Here is a 17,440-nt window from a genome sequence, read left to right as displayed (position 1 = left end):
CCGAGTCCGCTAAGGGTCAATAGGCGCCATCCGCCTTGAAACTCTCTGCGGCCGGTGCGTCTCCGTTAGCAGACGTGCCATGACAATGGAGTTGCCAACAAGGCGAGCCTGGGAGGTCGAAATCGGTCGCGATAAAAACGTCCCGAATCTTCCTCTAAAGTCGAGCATTAGTATATGTGCCAGCCGATTTCCAAGACCGAGGCCATGTACATGGAGTTCCCAAAATAGGCGAACGCCCCCCGGCGTTCTCAAGCGTTGTCGTCCAGGTCTTCGTCGCTTCTTGGCATCCTAACTTCGTTGTTCAGCTATCAGGCGCAGCGAACCCGAGGTCTGTGTAGAGCGGCTTTAATTCGGCGCGCGTGAGAGGCCACGCATCTTGGGCATCAGACTGCCTCTTCGCGACCGCGAGATAGGCAAGCATGATGCTTGGCTGGCGAAACAGTAGCTTGGTCGGGGCACGCTCTCTGATGCGGTCCAGCAAAAACGGTCTCTCGGTAAACAATTCGCGCGTCATGGCCGCCGGCTGATCGCCCCCAAAGCTCGCAAATGCATCGTTGAGCAAACCTTCGGCCTTGGTAATGTCCGGTGACCGACCCACAAGTTCACGATAGAGTGAGCCCATCTCGATGGACAGCTTCTTGTTCGGGGCCACTTTTGTTTCGATAAGCTCCATGAGCTGTTCGAAATAATCGTTCGTTGCCTCGATCAGCGCCATGCTCTTCGCCGCGGCGCGATGCATGCCAGGCGTATCAACAACACTCGGCTTGTAGATGGTGTCGTGCGTAAGCTCGCTGTGCGCATGCTGAAGGATCGTCCTCACCTGCACTTCGCAAGGCGTGCCTGCGGGCACAGTAACGCCGCCTACCTGCATGTCGGCTTTGCACCGGACCACGTAGTGCACGGATTGGTACTTGAACTCGTACGGGCTTTCCGCGCGCTCTTCCTCATAGTCTTTGTCTTTCGAGGGTTCCCAGTCACCACATACCTCGATCGCCCGGCACACCGTCTCGATCTCTCTTGCGAGAAGCACGACAAAGCGCACACCGACCTTGTCGGTTATCTGCTTCAGCGGGTCTGTGTAATTCTTCTCCCGATAGAATGCTTTGGTGAGAATCGACCCGTCGCCTTTGACGCGGGGGCTCGCGGGCATGCGGACAAAAATGTCGGCCGACAGCGGCGCGACGAGCGGTGAGATTTCTTGCATGAGCTTTTGGGCGACGAACTTCCCCCACGCTTCAACGAGCGGGCGTTCTGCATACCAGTGCTCTAGGAACTCTTCCTCAGTCATTCTTGGGTCTGGATGCGATCTTTGATCGTAATGATCGTCCACTGCGTAGGTTGACCCGGCGCGGCGCCATCGGCCGCGACCGTTTCCATCGTGATCAGATGTTTGAAAGACTCAGGCGGCGCGCTCAGCTCGATACTTCCTGAGAACCGAACCCGCCGCTTTCGCAATTGACTACTGACTTCCGAAATGTCCTTTTGAACAGCATTCAGGGGGAAGTTCTTGCCCTGCATGTAGTTCGTGTAGTCGTCCCGAGCCTCAGTAGGCAGGTAAGCCGTTGAAAAATTGTTAACCTGGATGGTCGGCGTTTGATCCACCTTCAGGTAGGTGTACAGCGACGTCAGAAGATCATCCTTCACTTCCGGCTCGACCGGCAGGGCTCGGATGAAGGTCCTCGTATGGTCGAAGAACACACGCGTCAGGTGGGCGCTGTTCTGCGGAATCCGACAACCAAGGAACGTGCCGAAGAAATACTTCGCCGCACCCTCGCGGTTCTGCGTCGTCATCTGGCTGTCGTAGACGTGCGCGATCCAACCCTGCGGTAGCGATTGCCCCGCTGTCATCTGCACGAAAAATCCGATCTTGTATAGCTTCGATGCCGGCGTCAGGAACAGGTCCTTGAAAAACTCTAGCGCCGTACCGCGTTCTCGAAAGCCGCTCTGCTTTTCGGCCTTAATGACGGCCACAAAAGGGCGGGGCGTTGCACCGATTGTTCCCGAAAACACTACGAGCTTGCCGCCGGGCAGGTTCTTCGCCTGTTGGGCGTTTGCGAGTTTGTCCGCGAACTTTACCGAATCTGTGACGAACGTCGCGTCCGGCATTCCGACCAGAGAGAATGCGATTGCGACTGCGCTCTCTGCGCCTGCCTCCGCAATCTCCATCTCCATACATTGAGAAACGGCGCCCATCGCGTCAACGACACGTTCCTTGAACATATCCATAGCTTCGGGGGGGAGGGCGATCAGTTGCGTGCCGTAATGGGGCGACACCAGCGCGCCGTCGTGGCGGCGCTTAAACACTTCATGCAGCATAACGCGTGCCACGACCAAATTTTCGAATGGCATTAAAACCCTCCCCTGAGTGCGGCGAGGATATCCAACCACTTGCGGAAGTGTTGACATAGTTCCGAGGTGGAGAATGTTCCTGGTTTGTTCTAATCCTAAATCCCTATGCAGCTAGAGTGCAAGGGCAAAAATCTCGTTCCGGGCTTATCTCCTCTTTTAATTTCCTCAGCCAGACGGTCCGACCGCAGCGGGCGGCGGTGCCCCTTCCGCCCGACTGATGACGTGCGGCGCGGCCGGCAGGCGTTCCGAACTTGGGGCAGGTTTCTTTGCAGCGTCTCCGAGCCCTCGATCAGCATCCCGCGGGCCCAATCGCAGAGTGGAGCTAGTTTGGCAACTGATAAGCTTGTCGCACAAATCTCATCAATGGCGTCGTCGTAGCCCCCTTGGTCGATGTCCGCTTAGCGCCGGAACCGACCACAATCGCCGTTGTGTCGATCCGCCGATATGGGCCAGAAGCGGCCTCTGGGACCATTGACCATAGCGACCGTTGCTCATCCCTCCCTAGCAATGACGACGTGCGCCACCACTGATTGAAAGCGGCGCTGGAAGTGATAACCTCCGTTGCGGGGGACGGTGTGTATATCTCAGAGATTAGGATCGAGAATTTCCGGCTGTTCGGGGTGGGCAATGATACCTTCGTGCTCCGGCTTAAGCCGGGCCTGACGGCGCTCGTCGGGGAGAACGACGGGGGCAAGACGGCCGTCATCGACGCACTGCGGCTCGTGCTCGGCACCCGCGATCAGGAACTGATTCGCGTCGAGGCTACGGACTTCCATCAGGCGCCTGGCGGAGCGCAGGCAGAGCAGATTTGCATTCGCCTGACCTTCAAGGCGCTGACGGTCCATGACCGCGCCGCGTTCGCCGAATATCTGACTTATCTTCCAGGCGGCGACGTCACCGAGACCGCGCTAATCATCACATGGAATGCTCGGCGCAATACGAAGGAAGGCGTCTCCCGCCGTACGCTACCCTCGGAGATCCGCACCGGCGCGGCCGGTGACGGCCCCGTACTAGAGGGAGCGGCCCGCGCGCTCTTGACCGCGACGTATCTGCGACCGCTGCGCGATGCTGAAAGGGCGATGAGCGCGGGCCGCGGTTCGCGCCTTTCGCAGATCCTCCAGCACACCAAGGAGATCAAGGAGACGGGTGTCGCCTTCGATCCGAAGGCGAGCCCGCCGGCCGACCCTGCGAAGCTCAGCGTACTCGGCGTCGGCGACTACGCGAGCTTCCTCTTCGACGGCAGCGCCGGGATCAAGGAAGCACGCAAGAAGCTGAACGACGAGTTCCTGAAACCGCTCTCGTTCGCGAACGACCTCCTGAACGCCCGCATCGCGGTCAGCGGCAGCCGGGACGACGCCGTGCGGCTTCGCCAGCTCCTTGAGAAGCTCGAGCTCGCCCTCAGCGCATCCGATGACACTGACGCTTCATATACGCGCGGCCTCGGGTCAAACAATCTGCTGTTCATGGCTTGCGAACTGCTGCTGCTCGCCGCCGAAAGCGACGGCTTCCCGCTTCTACTGATCGAAGAGCCTGAAGCGCATTTGCATCCGCAGCGGCAACTCCGTCTCATGTCGTTCCTTCAGGAGCAGGCCGACGGGGTCCGCGCCGATGGCCAGCAGATACAGATCCTCGTCACGACTCACAGCCCAAACCTGGCCTCCGATATCCGCCTTGAGAACCTCGTCATGATCGAGGGCAGGAAAGCCTTCCCTATGGGGCCGGAGCACACGCAGCTCAGCGCCTCAGATTACCGCTTTCTTGAGCGGTTTCTCGACGTGACCAAGGCGAATCTCTTCTTCGCTCGCGCCGTGATGATCGTGGAAGGTGACTCCGAGACGATCCTGCTCCCAGTCATCGCTCGCCTGCTCGACCGAGATTTCCACCGCTACGGCGTTTCCCTCGTAAATGTCGGCGGTGTCGGCCTCGGCCGCTTCGCACGCATCTTCATGCGGAAGCGTCCAGAGGAGTCAGGTGTCATCAGCGTGCCTGTGGCGTGCGTTACCGATCTCGACGTGATGCCGGACGATGCGCCATGGATTGTCGGTAAGCTGAAGGACGGCGAGGACGTTCCCGAGATCAAGAAGGGCGGCCGCCAGTGGCGGCGGAAGGCGGACTTCCCCGGCGCCAAACTGGATGAACGCCGGAAGGAGCGCCGCGATAAGGCGTCGGGCCAGAAGGTTAAGACCTTCGTTGCCGGAGACTGGACCCTCGAATTCGACTTGGCGCTCCACGGAATGCGCCCGCAGGTTTGGCTCGCTGCGCACATGGCGTTCGCTGACGACGAACTTGTCAACGGGAAGACGACTAAGAAGGCCGTGATCGAAGAGTCTGTGCCGGCCTTCAAGGAACTTATTAGAGGGGGGCTCAGCTCTGAGACCTTCGCCTCTCACGTCTACGCGCTCTTCGAAGGGGACAAGGCATCGAAGGCGATTGCGGCTCAGTATCTTGCCGGAATTCTTGAGGGCCTCGTTGAAAGCAAGAAGTGGAATTCTGCGGACCTCCTGAAGAAGCTCCCATCCTATATCGTGCAGGCGATCGAACACGTCACCGAGCCGTTCTCCACGGCGAAAAAGCCCGCTGAAACAGGGCCCAAGGATGAGGGGCCTAGTGAGACCGAGGCTGGAGGCTCGGGTGATGAACCTGAAGAAGACGCGAGCGTATGATGGGCACCTCCCAGTGGCAACCGTTCACGATTGCGGACGAAGACATCATCTGGGCATCCCAGATGATCGGGCTCGGACCCGACGGCTTCGCGAAAGTTGGAAACGACGAAAGCCGCCTTGCCGCAATCCGCAACTTGGACAGCGCGGATTTCGAGGCTTGTCCCGGTAGCGGCAAAACGACCCTTCTCGTCGCCAAGCTTGCTATTCTCGCCAATCGCTGGCGCTGGCGCCGACAGGGTATCTGCGTGCTTTCGCATACCAACGCCGCGCGCAACGAAATCGGCACCAAACTCAGTTCCTCACCTATTGGCGGCGCTCTCCTTCGCTATCCGCATTTCGTCGGCACCATCCACGCGTTCGTGAACGAGTTTCTGTCAGTCCCGTGGCTGCGATCAAAAGGCAATCTCATCAAGGCCATCGACACGCAAATCGCACTGAAACACCGGATGGGACTGCTGGGCCGGAACTGGAAGGCGGCGATGGAAGCCCGCCATCTCACAGAGTTCGCGCTCATGTACGGGAGGGCCGACTACACCGCCGACAACAAAGGCAACTTGGGAGCGGCGACGCCATTAGCCCGTGCGATGGTCGCGGCGACGAAGTCGTCGAGTGAGGCGGGCTATTTTTGCTACGATGAGATGTTCGTCTGGGCGAACGAGCTGCTTGATACGCGACCCGAAGTTGCGGCCGCTCTGCGAGAGCGGTTCCCTCTTGTCTTCATCGACGAGGCGCAGGACAACAGCGAACTCCAGTCCGCGCTCCTGCACCGCCTCTTCCTCGAAGGTGACAACCCTTCGCGCCGCCAGCGCTTCGGCGACTCAAATCAGGCGATCTACAGCAGCGTTGACGACAAGGCCGGCGCGCACACCGATCCGTTTCCGAGCCAGATTAGGTTCGACCTTCCGCGGAGCTACCGTTTCAATCAGACCATCGCTAACCAGGTAAAAGGCCTCGGCGTCATTCCGCAGCAATTGATCGGCGCGGGTCCCGGCGCCTCGGTCGTAAAGACGGAGCCAAAGGCGACGACGGTGATCCTCTTCGACGACGAGAGCATGAGCAATGTGCTGCCGCGCTACGGAGCGCATCTTGTCGAACAGTTCACCGAGAACGAGCTTCGGGCGGGAGTCTTCGTGGCCGTCGCGGGCGTCGTGAAGGAACCGGAGCAGCCCGATCCGGTGCCCCGCTTCATTGGAAATTACGCCCCGACATTCGATCCGGCATGCGGGCGGCGGGATTCCTTACAGACGACCTTCGCCCAATACCTTGCGCGCGCGCGCTTTGAGATGAACAAATTGCGGGACGTATCTTCGCTCGTCAACGCTACTGCGTCCGCCGTTCTCCGCCTCGCCGACATCGCAGGGGCGGACCTCAGCCTCTACAGTCGGAAGTCGCCTCACAGGCGGGTCAAGGAACTGCTCGACGGTAAAGCGGCAGACTACAATGCTCTCATCGAACTTGTCCTCGTGCATAAGGGCGATCTTTCGAAGGCCGAGTGGGAGGAAAGCGGCAAAGCGCTCGCAGTCTCGGTCGCCAAGGCCATCGCGGGCAATGCCCCACCAACCACAAACGCGTTTCTTGCCTGGCCAGAGCACGGCAGCGGCTCGGAGGTCGAAGAAGAGAGCGTCGCCACAAGGACCGACAATCTCTTCAGCTACCCGCCCGACGGGCCCAAGGTGCATGTACGCCTCGGTTCAATCCATTCGGTAAAGGGCGAGACCCACACCGCGACCCTCGTGTTGGAGTCCTATTTTCACGACCACCATCTGAGCGAGTTGAAAGCATGGCTCCTGGGAGCACGGTCCGGCGGCTTCAAAAAGGGGAACAAGATGGAAGGACCCCGTCTTCTGGGGCGCCTGCGGCTCCATTACGTCGCCATGACGCGACCATCACACCTTCTGTGCATCGCCATGAGGAAGGATGCCTTCACCGAGGCCGAAACCACGATCCTACGGGATCGCGGCTGGCTGATCATCGATTGCTGCAGCGCGCCGGAAGCCATCGCGAAGCCGACTTAGCCGACGTGATTTCTACGAGACGGCGGTCGTCGCGCCCACGCAATGAGTTGCTGACCGCCATGTGGCGTCGGACGGCGTTCTGTCCGGGGCAGACAGCGCACCCTACAAACTTCCGCTTCGGGGTGATGAGCGGCCTGTCAGAGGATGTCGGTGCCGTGCATCGATAAACCTGCATGTAGTGGGCGGCTGTCGCGCCGGTAGGCAAGGTTTGAAGCACGTGCGATTCCGCCGATCATCGCCATTTCTTCGCCAGGCTACGTTGACCCCATCAGGGTTGTTGCAAAGCCGGCATTGCTGCCTCTTCTAATTATCCCGAACCACGGCGCTGCTGTTAGCGGCCTGACGTGGGAGGGGGCAACATGGCGGGTATCACTCAGCAATCTGCAGCGATTATGCGTGGCGCGCGCATGCTGCGCACGGCGCTCGGGGCAGCGATCGCCGGCTTCCTGGAAGACCCTGCGGTCGTCGAGGTGATGCTCAACCCCGACGGGCGGCTCTGGATCGATCGGCTTTCGGAGGGGCTCTTTGATACTGGCGAACGCCTGAACGCCGCCGACGGCGAGCGGATCGTCCGCCTGGTCGCGCACCATGTCGGCGCCGAGGTTCATGCCGGAAGTCCCCGCGTCTCAGCCGAATTGCCCGAGACCGGGGAACGGTTCGAAGGGTTGCTGCCGCCGGTGGTCACCGCGCCGACGTTTGCGATCCGCAAACCCGCCGTCGCCGTGTTCACGCTCGATGACTACGTGGCTGCCGGCATCATGTCCGCCGGGCAGGCGACGGCGCTGCGTCGCGGCGTCGCGGCGCGCAACAACATCCTCGTTGCCGGCGGGACCTCGACCGGCAAGACCACGCTCACCAATGCGCTGCTCGCCGAGGTCGCTAAAACAGCCGATCGCGTGGTGCTGATCGAGGATACCCGGGAGCTGCAATGTCTGGCGCCCAATCTGGTGGCGCTTCGGACCAAGGACGGCGTTGTGTCGCTGTCGGAGCTGGTGCGCGCCTCGCTTCGCCTGCGCCCCGACCGCATCCCGATCGGTGAGGTCCGCGGCGCCGAGGCACTCGACCTGTTGAAGGCCTGGGGCACCGGCCACCCGGGTGGCGTCGGCACCATCCACGCCGGCAGCGCCCTCGGCGCATTGCGCCGTCTTGAGCAACTCATCCAGGAAGCCGTCGTCACCGTCCCGCGCTCCTTGATCGCCGAGACCATCGACGTCGTCGCGGTGCTGTCCGGCCGCGGTTCGGAACGCCGGCTCACGGAGCTGATGCGCGTCACCGGGCTCGGGCCCGCCGGCGACTACACCCTTTCACCAGAAGGAGATCGATCATGATCCATCGTCCGCACCCACTTCGCCGCGCCATCGCCACGCCCGCCGGCTTTACAACCCTGACCACGGTCCTGGCTTCGTTGACCGCTGCACCGGCTTGGGCGGCCGGCTCCAGCATGCCGTGGGAGCAACCGCTCAACCAGATCCTGCAATCGGTCGAAGGCCCGGTCGCCAAGATCATGGCGGTGATCATCATCATCGTCACCGGCCTGACATTGGCGTTCGGCGATACCTCGGGTGGATTTCGCCGACTGATCCAGATCGTGTTCGGTCTCTCGATTGCGTTCGCGGCAAGCTCCTTCTTCCTCTCGTTCTTCTCCTTCGGCGGCGGAGCGCTGGTCTGATGGAGGAGACGATCCCCGGATTTGCTGCGCCTGTTCATCGCGCGCTCACCGAACACATCCTGCTCGGCGGCGCGCCGCGCGCGGTCGCGATCCTCAACGGCACTCTGGCGGCAGCGCTCGGACTCGGCCTGCGGTTGTGGTTGGCCGGTCTGTTGCTCGCATTTCTCGGTCACGCCGCCGCGGTCTGGGCCGCCAAGCGCGATCCGCAGTTCGTCGATGTGGTGCGCCGCCATCTGCGCATCCCCGGTCATCTTTCCGTTTGAGGCGCGCACATGATGAATCTTGCTGAGTATCGTCGATCGATAACCCATCTGGGGGATTTTCTGCCCTGGGCCGCCTTGGTCGATGAGGGCATCGTTCTCAATAAGGACGGCTCGTTTCAGCGGACCGCGCAGTTTCGGGGACCGGATCTGGATTCTGCTGTGCCCGCGGAACTGGCCGCCGTCGCCAGCCGGCTGAACAACGCGTTGCGCAGGTTCGGCTCCGGCTGGGCAGTCTTTGTCGAGGCGCAGCGCTACCCCGCCAACAAATATCCCGTAAGTCATTTTCCGGATGTGGCGTCAGCCCTGGTTGACGTCGAGCGCCGCGCCGAATTCGAGCGGGAAGGGGCGCATTACGAATCGGGTTATTTCCTGACCTTCCTCTATCTGCCGCCGCCCGAAGACACCGCCCGCACCGAGAAATTCCTCTACGAGGGGCGCGACCGCCGTCATGACGAGGATGCTCGGCAAGTACAACGCGGCTTCGTTGATCGCACCGACCGGGTGCTCGGGCTTGTCGAGGGCTTTATGCCCGAACTTAAATGGCTCGATGACGAGGAGACGCTGACCTACCTGCATTCGACCGTCTCGACCAAGCGCCAGCGCGTCCGCGTCCCCGAGATCCCGATGTATCTCGACGCTCTGCTGGCCGACCAGCCGTTGACCGGCGGCCTCGAGCCGATGCTGGGACAGTCCCATCTGCGGGTGCTGACGGTCGTCGGGTTTCCGACGGTGACTACCCCCGGCATTCTGGACGAGCTCAACCGGCTCGCATTCGCCTACCGCTGGGCGACCCGCGCCATCATGCTCGACAAAACCGACGCGACCAGGCTGCTGACCAAGATCCGCCGGCAATGGTTCGCCAAGCGCAAATCGATCGCCGCGATCCTGAAGGAGGTGATGACCAACGAAGCCTCGACGCTCCTAGATAGCGATGCCCACAACAAGGCCTTGGATGCCGACGCCGCGTTGCAGGAACTCGGATCCGACGCGATCGGCCAGGCCTTCGTCACCGCAACCGTCACGGTGTGGGACGACGACCCTCGGGTCGCCGATGAGAAGCTCCGCCTGGTGGAGAAGGTGATCCAGGGACGCGATTTCACCTGCATGGTGGAGAGCGTCAACGCGGTCGAAGCTTGGCTCGGATCGCTACCCGGCCACGCATATGCCAACGTCCGACAGCCGCCGGTCTCGACGCTCAACCTCGCACACATGATCCCGCTGTCCGCGGTCTGGGCCGGCCCTGCGCGAGACGAGCATTTTGGCGCCCCGGCATTGTTCTTCGGCAGGACCGAAGGCGCAACGCCGTTTCGGTTCTCACTTCACGTCGGCGACGTCGGCCATACCCTGGTGGTCGGTCCGACCGGCGCCGGCAAGTCGGTGTTGCTGGCACTGATGGCGCTGCAATTCCGGCGCTATCCGCACAATCAGATCTTTGCTTTCGACTTTGGCGGCTCGATCCGCGCTGCGGCGCTGGCGATGGGCGGAGACTGGCACGATCTCGGCGGCGATCTGACCGACGGCGCCTCGAGCTCTCTTTCGCTGCAGCCGCTGTCGCGCATCCCTGATGTCCCCGAGCGCGCCTGGGCCGCGGATTGGATCGTCAAGATCCTGTCCCGCGAGGGCATCACCACCACACCGGAGGTGAAAGAGCATCTCTGGTCGGCGCTGAGCTCGCTGGCGTCCGCGCCGGACACCGAGCGCACGATGACCGGCCTGTCTGTGCTGCTGCAGGCGCAGGCGCTGAAGCGGGCGCTGCAGCCCTATTGCATTGGCGGGGCGTCAGGTCGGTTGCTTGATGCTGAGACCGAGCGGCTCGGAGACGCCCCGGTGCAGGTGTTCGAGACCGAGGGGCTGATCGGCACAGCCGCCGCGCCCGCGGTTCTCGCCTATCTGTTCCATCGCATCGAACACCGTCTCGATGGTCGGCCGACGCTGTTGATCATCGACGAAGGCTGGCTGGCGCTGGATGACGAGGGCTTTGCCGGCCAGGTGCGGGAATGGCTGAAGACGCTGCGTAAGAAGAACGCCTCCGTGGTCTTCGCCACCCAATCATTGTCCGACATCGACAATTCGGCGATTGCGCCGGCCATCATCGAAAGCTGCCCGACGCGGCTGCTGTTGCCGAACGAGCGCGCGATCGAGCCGCAGATATCCGCCGTCTATCAGCGCTTCGGCCTCAACGACCGGCAGATCGAGATTCTGGCGCGCGCCACGCCGAAGCGCGATTATTACTGCCAGTCGCGCCGCGGCAACCGGCTGTTCGAGCTCGGCCTCGGCGCGATCGCTCTGGCTCTTTGCGCTGCGTCCTCCAAGGCCGACCAGGCCATGATCGCGCGCGTGCTCGCCGAGCATGGGCGCGACGGCTTCGTGAGCGAATGGCTCCGCCGGCGCGACGCCGGCTGGGCCGTCGACCTCATTCCCGATCTCCGCAACCTGGAGTTTCCAACATGATTAGGCTCCGTCATCTGGCGGCGGCAAGCGCCGTCGCGCTGTCGCTCATCGTCGGCGCGCCACCACTCGCGGCGCAGTGGGTCGTGTTCGACCCCAACAACTATGCGCAGAATGTTCTGACCGCCGCGCGCGAGCTGCAACAGATCAACAACCAGATCACGTCGTTACAAAATCAGGCGCAGATGCTGATCAGCCAGGCGCGCAATCTTGCGAGCCTGCCATATTCCTCGCTGCAGCAGCTGGAATCCTCGATCCAGCGCACCCAGCAGCTTCTCGCGCAGGCGCAGAACATTGCCTTCAACGTCCAGCAGATCGATCATGCCTTTCAGACCACCTATGGCAGCGCCAATGCGAGCCAATCCAGCCAGGCGCTGATCGGCAACGCCCAGGCGCGTTGGCAGAACTCGGTCGCGGCGCTGCAGGACGCGCTGCGGGTGCAGGCCGGCGTGGTCGGCAATCTCGACACCAACCGCACCCAGATGTCGGCCTTGGTGACCTCGAGCCAGGCGGCAACCGGCGGACTTCAGGCCACCCAAGCAGGCAACCAGCTCCTCGCGCTTCAGGCACAGCAACTCGCCGATCTCACCGCGGCCGTGGCGGCTCAGGGCCGCGCGCAGTCGCTTCAGGCGGCCCAGCAGGCCGCGGCGCAAGATCAGGCCAGGGAACAGCTCCGCCGCTTCCTCAGCCCCGGCAACGGTTATCAGCCCTCCAACGTGGCGATGTTTCATCAATGAGCGCGCTCAGCCAATCCAGACGACTGTCGATTGTCGTGAGTGTCGCGACCTTGGTTCTGGTCGTCGCAGCCTGCACCATCGAGCTGCGCAACCAGGAGCAGATCTCCTCGTCCGCAGCGCCTGCCGCCGAGCAGGCTGATCCATTGGCGGCCGAACTCGCCCGCTGCCGGACGGTGACATTGGAGCAAACCGAAGCCCTTGCGAAGTGTCGTCAGATCTGGGCCGAGCGGCGCCGCCAATTCCTCAAGCAGAAGACCGCACCAACTCCAACTCTCACTCCAACGGCAGTGCCGAACGGCAACGCCGCGGAGGTTAATTCGCGGAAGGACGAGAGCCGCGTGCCGCAGGGGTGGCCATCAGTTTCCACCGGGCAGGGCGAATGAACCATGGGCGGCACCGGCGTCATCGATCGATTTCTCGCGGTCTTCACCCAATATATCGATAGCGGCTTCGGGCTGCTGCAGCCCGAGGTGGCCTTTGTCGCCACCACGTTGATCGCCATCGATATCACGCTGGCGGCGCTGTTCTGGAGCTGGGGCGGCGATAACGACATCATCGCGCGGCTGGTGAAGAAGACGCTGTTCGTCGGCGTCTTCGCCTATCTGATCGGCAACTGGAATAAGCTTGCCCGGATCATCTTCGAGAGCTTCTCTGGTCTCGGCCTGAAAGCCGCCGGCTCTGGACTTTCAGCCGCCGACTTTCTGCGCCCGGGCCGTGTCGCCCAGGTCGGGCTCGATGCCGGACGGCCGCTGCTGGAGCAGATCTCCAGCCTGATGGGCTACATCGCCATCTTCGAGAATTTCATCCAGATCACGGTTTTGCTGCTGGCGTGGGTGATGGTGCTGCTGGCATTTTTCATCCTGGCGATCCAGCTGTTCGTCACCCTGATCGAATTCAAGCTGACGACGCTGGCGGGCTTCGTGCTGATTCCCTTCGGCCTGTTCGGCAAGTCCGCCTTCATGGCCGAGCGCGTGCTCGGCAACGTCATCTCGTCTGGCATCAAGGTGCTGGTACTCGCCGTCATCGTCGGCATCGGCTCGACGCTGTTTTCACAGTTCACGGTGGCCGCAGCCACCCCGCCATCGATCGACGACGCCATGGCGATGGTGCTCGCCGCGCTCTCGCTGCTTGGCCTCGGAATTTTCGGTCCCGGCATTGCCAATGGCCTCGTCTCCGGTGGTCCGCAGCTTGGCGCTGGCTCCGCTGTCGGCGCGGCCGCAGCGGGTGGGGGCGTTGTTGCGGCCGGACTTGCTGGCACCGCCATGGCAGGCAGCGGACTGGCCGCGGCTAGTGGCATTGCGGCCGGCGCCGCGCGCGGCGGTGCAGCACTGGCCGGCGGCGCCACGACAGCGTTTCGTGCGGGAGGGGCGTCGGGATTGGCAACGACTGGGCTCACCAAGGGGGCCGAGGCCGCGATCAGCCCACTACGCCGCGCTGCCGAAAACCTCAAGAGCAGCTTCGAGGCCGGAGGCCGAGCGGCGGCAGGTGAGGGGAGTTCGGCAGACGCCGGCGGAGCCGCATCATCCTCTGCGGCTTCATCCGCCGGCGAACCGCCGGCCTGGGCGCGCCGCATGAAGCGCGCGCAAACCATCAACCACGGGACGTCCGCTGCCGCACACGCTGTTCGCTCCGGCGATCACGGCGGCGGCGGAGCCTCTGTCAATCTCTCCGAGGGGGAATAGTCGATGTTTCGAAGATCATCGGTCCGCTACGGCCGCACGCCGCAGGCTGTGACGCCGTATCAGAAGGCGGCGCAAGTCTGGGACGAACGCATCGGTTCGGCCCGTGTCCAGGCCAAGAACTGGCGTCTGATGGCGTTTGGCTCGCTGATGCTGTCGGCGGGTCTGGCGGGCAGTCTGGTCTGGCTATCCTTGCGCGGCAGCGTCACGCCCTGGGTGGTGCAGGTCGATCGCCTCGGCCAGGCGCAGGCGGTGGCACCCGCGGCCATCGACTATCAGCCGTCTGAGGCGCAGATCGCCTATCACCTCGCGCGGTTCATCGAAGATATCAGGGGACTGCCGGTCGATCCGGTCGTGCTGCGCCAACAATGGTTGCGCGCCTACGACTTCACCACGGACCGCGGCGCAGCCGCGCTCAACGATTTCGCCCGCACCAATGATCCGTTCGCCAATCTCGGCAAGATGCAGATCTCGGTCGAGGTCTCCAGCGTCATTCGCGCTTCGCCGAATAGTTTCCGCGTCGCCTGGATCCAGCGCGGCTACGAGAATGGCTCGCTCGCCACAACCGAGCGCTGGACCGCGATCCTGACCGTCGTCGTTCAACCGCCGCACGACGCCGATCGCCTGCGCAAGAATCCACTCGGAGTTTACGTCAACGCCATCAGCTGGTCGAAGGAGCTTGGACAATGAAATCGTGTTTCCTGAACAACATGATGCCCGCTCCGCACCCGCTCGCCCGGACGTCGTCAGTGAGGGCCGCTTCGGCGTTGCTGCTGATGTCCGCTTCGATGCTCGCCGGCTGCTCGCATCTGCAAAAGCCGCCGGAAATCGCGCTCGATGATCCGGCAGAACCCGCCGTGCTGCTCGGCGATCCGCCAGCACCGGTGCAGGTGGTAGAACTCGCCAAGCCGCTGCCGCTACCCGGTCAGTTGAAGCCATTGGGGCGCGGCAAACCCACGCCCGAGGCGAAGGACCCGGCCGTGCGCGTCAATCAGGCCAATGCCGCCGCACGGGTCCAGCCGGTACGCAACGGCTTTATCAACGCCGTGCAGGTCTATCCATTCACCAGCGGCGCGCTCTATCAGGTCTACACCGCGCCTGGCCAAATCACCGACGTGATGCTCCAGGCCGGCGAGCAGCTGACCGGCTCCGGGCCCGTCGCTGCCGGCGACACCGTGCGCTGGATCATCGGCGACACCGAGAGCGAAACCGGCGCCGCCAAAAAGGTTCACATCCTGATCAAGCCGACGCGCCCCGATCTCGTCACCAACCTCGTCATCAACACCGATCGGCGGACCTATTTCCTTGAACTGCGTTCGACCGAAAAGACCTACATGGCCTCGGTCTCCTGGCAGTACCCTGAAGATCAGCTCATTGCGCTGCGGCGCCACAACGCGGCCGCGTTGACCGCGGCGCCGATCGACGAGGGCATCGAGGTTTCCAAACTGCGCTTCCGCTATGCCATCACCGGCGACAATCCGCCCTGGCGGCCAATGTCCGCCTTCGACGACGGCTCAAAAGTCTATATCGAGATGCCACGCGGGATCGGGCAGGGTGAAGCGCCGCCGCTGTTCGTAATCGGACCTGAAGGCGACGGCCAACTCGTCAATTATCGCGTCCGGCAAAACTATTATATCGTCGACCGGCTGTTCGGTGCCGCCGAGTTGCGCCTTGGTGGCGACCAGCAGCAGACGGTCCGTATCTCCCGCACCGACGGGAGGCTTTGATGAATGGCGACCGGCGACAGGACGACGCCTCCGATGCGTTTCGGTCGGCCAGCGATCCGGTCGCGGCGTTTCAAATCCGACCAGAGCGACCGAGGGTGACGCGGCTCTCGCGCAAGGTGCTGATGGCCGGTACCGGGATTGCGCTGGTGGCGGTGTCCGGCGCGGTGTTCTGGGCGTTGCAGAACAATCGCCATCGTGCGGACGCTCCCGAGGAGCTCTACAGCACGGAGCATCGCACTAAGGCCGATGGATTGTCCGGGCTGCCACGGGATTACGCCGGCATCCCGCGCCAAGCGACGCCGCTTGGTCCGCCGCTGCCCGGCGATCTCGGGCGGCCCATGCTCAACGCCGGCGCGGCATCGAACACGGTCATCCCAGCTGCACCCGCGGCGGATCCGGAGGCGCAGCGGCGGGGCCAAGAGATCGAGGCGGCGCGGTTGAGCCGGTTGTTTGCACCGACCAACACCCGAGAACTGCCTCCGATCGTGCCAACTCCGGCGTCGGCAACACCACCTGAAGCCAGCGCAGTGTTGAATCCCCTCCCACAACCGCCGGCCGATTCGACCTTCGCGCAGAACGGCCAGGACCGGAAACTCGCCTTCATCAACGCCTCGGTCGATCGGCGGACGACGAGCCCAGACCGGCTGGCAGCTCCGGCCTCGCCTTACGTGGTGCAGGCCGGCACCGTCATTCCCGGCGCGCTGATCACCGGCATCCGCTCGGACTTGCCGGGCCTGATCACCGCCCAGGTCTCGGAAAACGTCTATGACAGCCCGAGCGGCAAGTTTCTTCTCATTCCACAAGGCGCGCGGCTGATCGGCCAGTACGACAGCCAGGTCGCTTTCGGTCAGTCGCGCGTCCTCCTGGTCTGGACCCGGCTGATCATGCCGAACGGCAAATCGATCGTACTGGAGCGCCAGCCCGGCGCCGACACCGCCGGGTATGCGGGACTGGAGGACGAGGTCGACAACCATTGGGGTGCGCTGTTCAAGGCGGCGATGCTCTCGACGCTGCTCAGCGTCGGCTCCGAAGTCGGCACCAGCGGCAGCGAGGACGATGTCGTCCAGGCGATCCGCCGTGGCGGCTCGCAGAGTTTCAATCAGGTCGGGCAACGCGTCGTCAGCCGCAACCTCGACATTCAGCCGACGCTCACGATCCGCCCCGGATTCCCGGTGCGTGTGATCGTCAACCGCGACCTGGTGCTGGCGCCATACAATCAGGAGGCCGCAAAATGACCAAGCTAAAACTGGGCTCGCTTCTCGACGACCGACCGGTGAAGCTCAGTATCGAATTGCCGGCATCGGTTCATCGCGATCTCGTCGCCTATGGAGAGTTGTTGGCACAAATCACCGGCACCACGGGGCCAATTGAACCTGTCAAACTGATTGCGCCGATGCTGGAGCGGTTTATGGCAACCGATCGGGTCTTTGCAAAGGCGAGACGAAATCCGTCGTCAAATACCGAATAAGCGGCCCTCGGATTTTTGCCGAGCGATCGCGAGTGGCATCACGCGGCGGCAGTAAGTTCGCGAATAGCGCTGATGAGTTGGGCTGGTTGGTATGGCTTGGAGATAAAACGGGCGTCCGAGGGAAGATCGCCAGCTTTGACCTTGAAATATCCGGAAGTCGCAATGATCTTGACGGGTGGCCAACCGTCTCTGACCGCTGCCACCAGTCTCAAACCATTCATGGATCCTGGCATGTCAATGTCAGTGAAGATGAGCTGAATGCTGGAGTGAAGTTCGAGCATTCGAATGGCCTGGTCGGCGTTTGTCGCCTCCAAAATGTCAAACCCGGCTGCCCGGATTATTTCAACCGCATCCATGCGAATGAACGTTTCATCTTCGACCACGAGAATACAGGCCGGCGTCACGGTTGGATGCATAAATAA

The 17,440-nt window shown here is 62.6% G+C and carries 16 protein-coding genes; 13 read left to right on the top strand and 3 right to left on the bottom strand.

The annotated features are described in order from the left end of the window. Positions 1-301: 301 nt before the first annotated feature. Positions 302-1,288 (bottom strand): GTP pyrophosphokinase, encoded by a 987-nt coding sequence (locus RPC_RS17790; RefSeq protein WP_011473971.1) that lies wholly within the window; start codon positions 1,286-1,288, stop codon positions 302-304. Continuing rightward, on the bottom strand, positions 1,285-2,349 hold the full coding sequence (locus RPC_RS17785) for a nucleoid-associated protein (RefSeq protein WP_011473970.1): 1,065 nt from the start codon (positions 2,347-2,349) through the stop codon (positions 1,285-1,287). Before RPC_RS17785 ends, RPC_RS17790 begins: the two co-directional genes overlap by 4 nt. Before the next feature lie 530 nt (positions 2,350-2,879). Between RPC_RS17785 and RPC_RS17780 the strand changes: the two genes are divergently transcribed. From RPC_RS17780 to RPC_RS17720, 13 genes are all read left to right on the top strand, one after another. Next, positions 2,880-5,012, top strand: a complete 2,133-nt coding sequence (locus RPC_RS17780; RefSeq protein ID WP_415914736.1) for an ATP-dependent nuclease — start codon at positions 2,880-2,882, stop codon at positions 5,010-5,012. Further along, complete coding sequence (locus RPC_RS17775) at positions 5,009-7,027, top strand: UvrD-helicase domain-containing protein (RefSeq protein ID WP_011473968.1); 2,019 nt, start codon at positions 5,009-5,011, stop codon at positions 7,025-7,027. The genes RPC_RS17780 and RPC_RS17775 overlap by 4 nt, the downstream gene beginning before the upstream one ends. Before the next feature lie 359 nt (positions 7,028-7,386). Continuing rightward, entirely contained in the window at positions 7,387-8,355 is a 969-nt protein-coding gene (gene trbB, locus RPC_RS17770) for a P-type conjugative transfer ATPase TrbB (protein ID WP_011473967.1), read from the top strand. Then, entirely contained in the window at positions 8,352-8,696 is a 345-nt protein-coding gene (locus RPC_RS17765) for a TrbC/VirB2 family protein (protein ID WP_011473966.1), read from the top strand. Before trbB ends, RPC_RS17765 begins: the two co-directional genes overlap by 4 nt. Next, on the top strand, positions 8,696-8,959 hold the full coding sequence (locus RPC_RS17760) for a VirB3 family type IV secretion system protein (RefSeq protein WP_011473965.1): 264 nt from the start codon (positions 8,696-8,698) through the stop codon (positions 8,957-8,959). The genes RPC_RS17765 and RPC_RS17760 overlap by 1 nt, the downstream gene beginning before the upstream one ends. Before the next feature lie 9 nt (positions 8,960-8,968). After that, complete coding sequence (gene trbE / locus RPC_RS17755) at positions 8,969-11,410, top strand: conjugal transfer protein TrbE (protein ID WP_011473964.1); 2,442 nt, start codon at positions 8,969-8,971, stop codon at positions 11,408-11,410. Beyond that, positions 11,407-12,144, top strand: a complete 738-nt coding sequence (gene trbJ, locus RPC_RS17750) for a P-type conjugative transfer protein TrbJ (protein ID WP_011473963.1) — start codon at positions 11,407-11,409, stop codon at positions 12,142-12,144. Before trbE ends, trbJ begins: the two co-directional genes overlap by 4 nt. After that, positions 12,141-12,527 (top strand): putative entry exclusion protein TrbK-alt, encoded by a 387-nt coding sequence (gene trbK-alt, locus RPC_RS17745; protein ID WP_011473962.1) that lies wholly within the window; start codon positions 12,141-12,143, stop codon positions 12,525-12,527. The genes trbJ and trbK-alt overlap by 4 nt, the downstream gene beginning before the upstream one ends. Positions 12,528-12,530: 3 nt before the next feature. Beyond that, a complete protein-coding gene (gene trbL, locus RPC_RS17740; protein WP_011473961.1) occupies positions 12,531-13,826 on the top strand; it encodes a P-type conjugative transfer protein TrbL in 1,296 nt (431 codons plus the stop codon). A 3-nt stretch (positions 13,827-13,829) separates the two neighbouring features. Then, positions 13,830-14,513, top strand: a complete 684-nt coding sequence (gene trbF, locus RPC_RS17735) for a conjugal transfer protein TrbF (RefSeq protein ID WP_011473960.1) — start codon at positions 13,830-13,832, stop codon at positions 14,511-14,513. 20 nt (positions 14,514-14,533) lie between these two features. Further along, positions 14,534-15,550 (top strand): P-type conjugative transfer protein TrbG, encoded by a 1,017-nt coding sequence (gene trbG, locus RPC_RS17730; protein WP_049766217.1) that lies wholly within the window; start codon positions 14,534-14,536, stop codon positions 15,548-15,550. Further along, positions 15,550-16,785 (top strand): TrbI/VirB10 family protein, encoded by a 1,236-nt coding sequence (locus tag RPC_RS17725; RefSeq protein ID WP_011473958.1) that lies wholly within the window; start codon positions 15,550-15,552, stop codon positions 16,783-16,785. The genes trbG and RPC_RS17725 overlap by 1 nt, the downstream gene beginning before the upstream one ends. Then, complete coding sequence (locus tag RPC_RS17720; protein WP_011473957.1) at positions 16,782-17,018, top strand: DUF2274 domain-containing protein; 237 nt, start codon at positions 16,782-16,784, stop codon at positions 17,016-17,018. Before RPC_RS17725 ends, RPC_RS17720 begins: the two co-directional genes overlap by 4 nt. A 38-nt stretch (positions 17,019-17,056) precedes the next feature. Here RPC_RS17720 and RPC_RS17715 read toward each other — a convergent pair whose 3' ends face one another. Further along, on the bottom strand, positions 17,057-17,434 hold the full coding sequence (locus RPC_RS17715; protein ID WP_041802016.1) for a response regulator: 378 nt from the start codon (positions 17,432-17,434) through the stop codon (positions 17,057-17,059). Positions 17,435-17,440: the final 6 nt, after the last annotated feature.

Origin of the sequence: Rhodopseudomonas palustris BisB18 (genome assembly GCF_000013745.1) — a bacterium.
Lineage (GTDB): Bacteria > Pseudomonadota > Alphaproteobacteria > Rhizobiales > Xanthobacteraceae > Rhodopseudomonas_A > Rhodopseudomonas_A palustris_F.
This window is presented reverse-complemented; position numbering and strand designations above follow the sequence as displayed.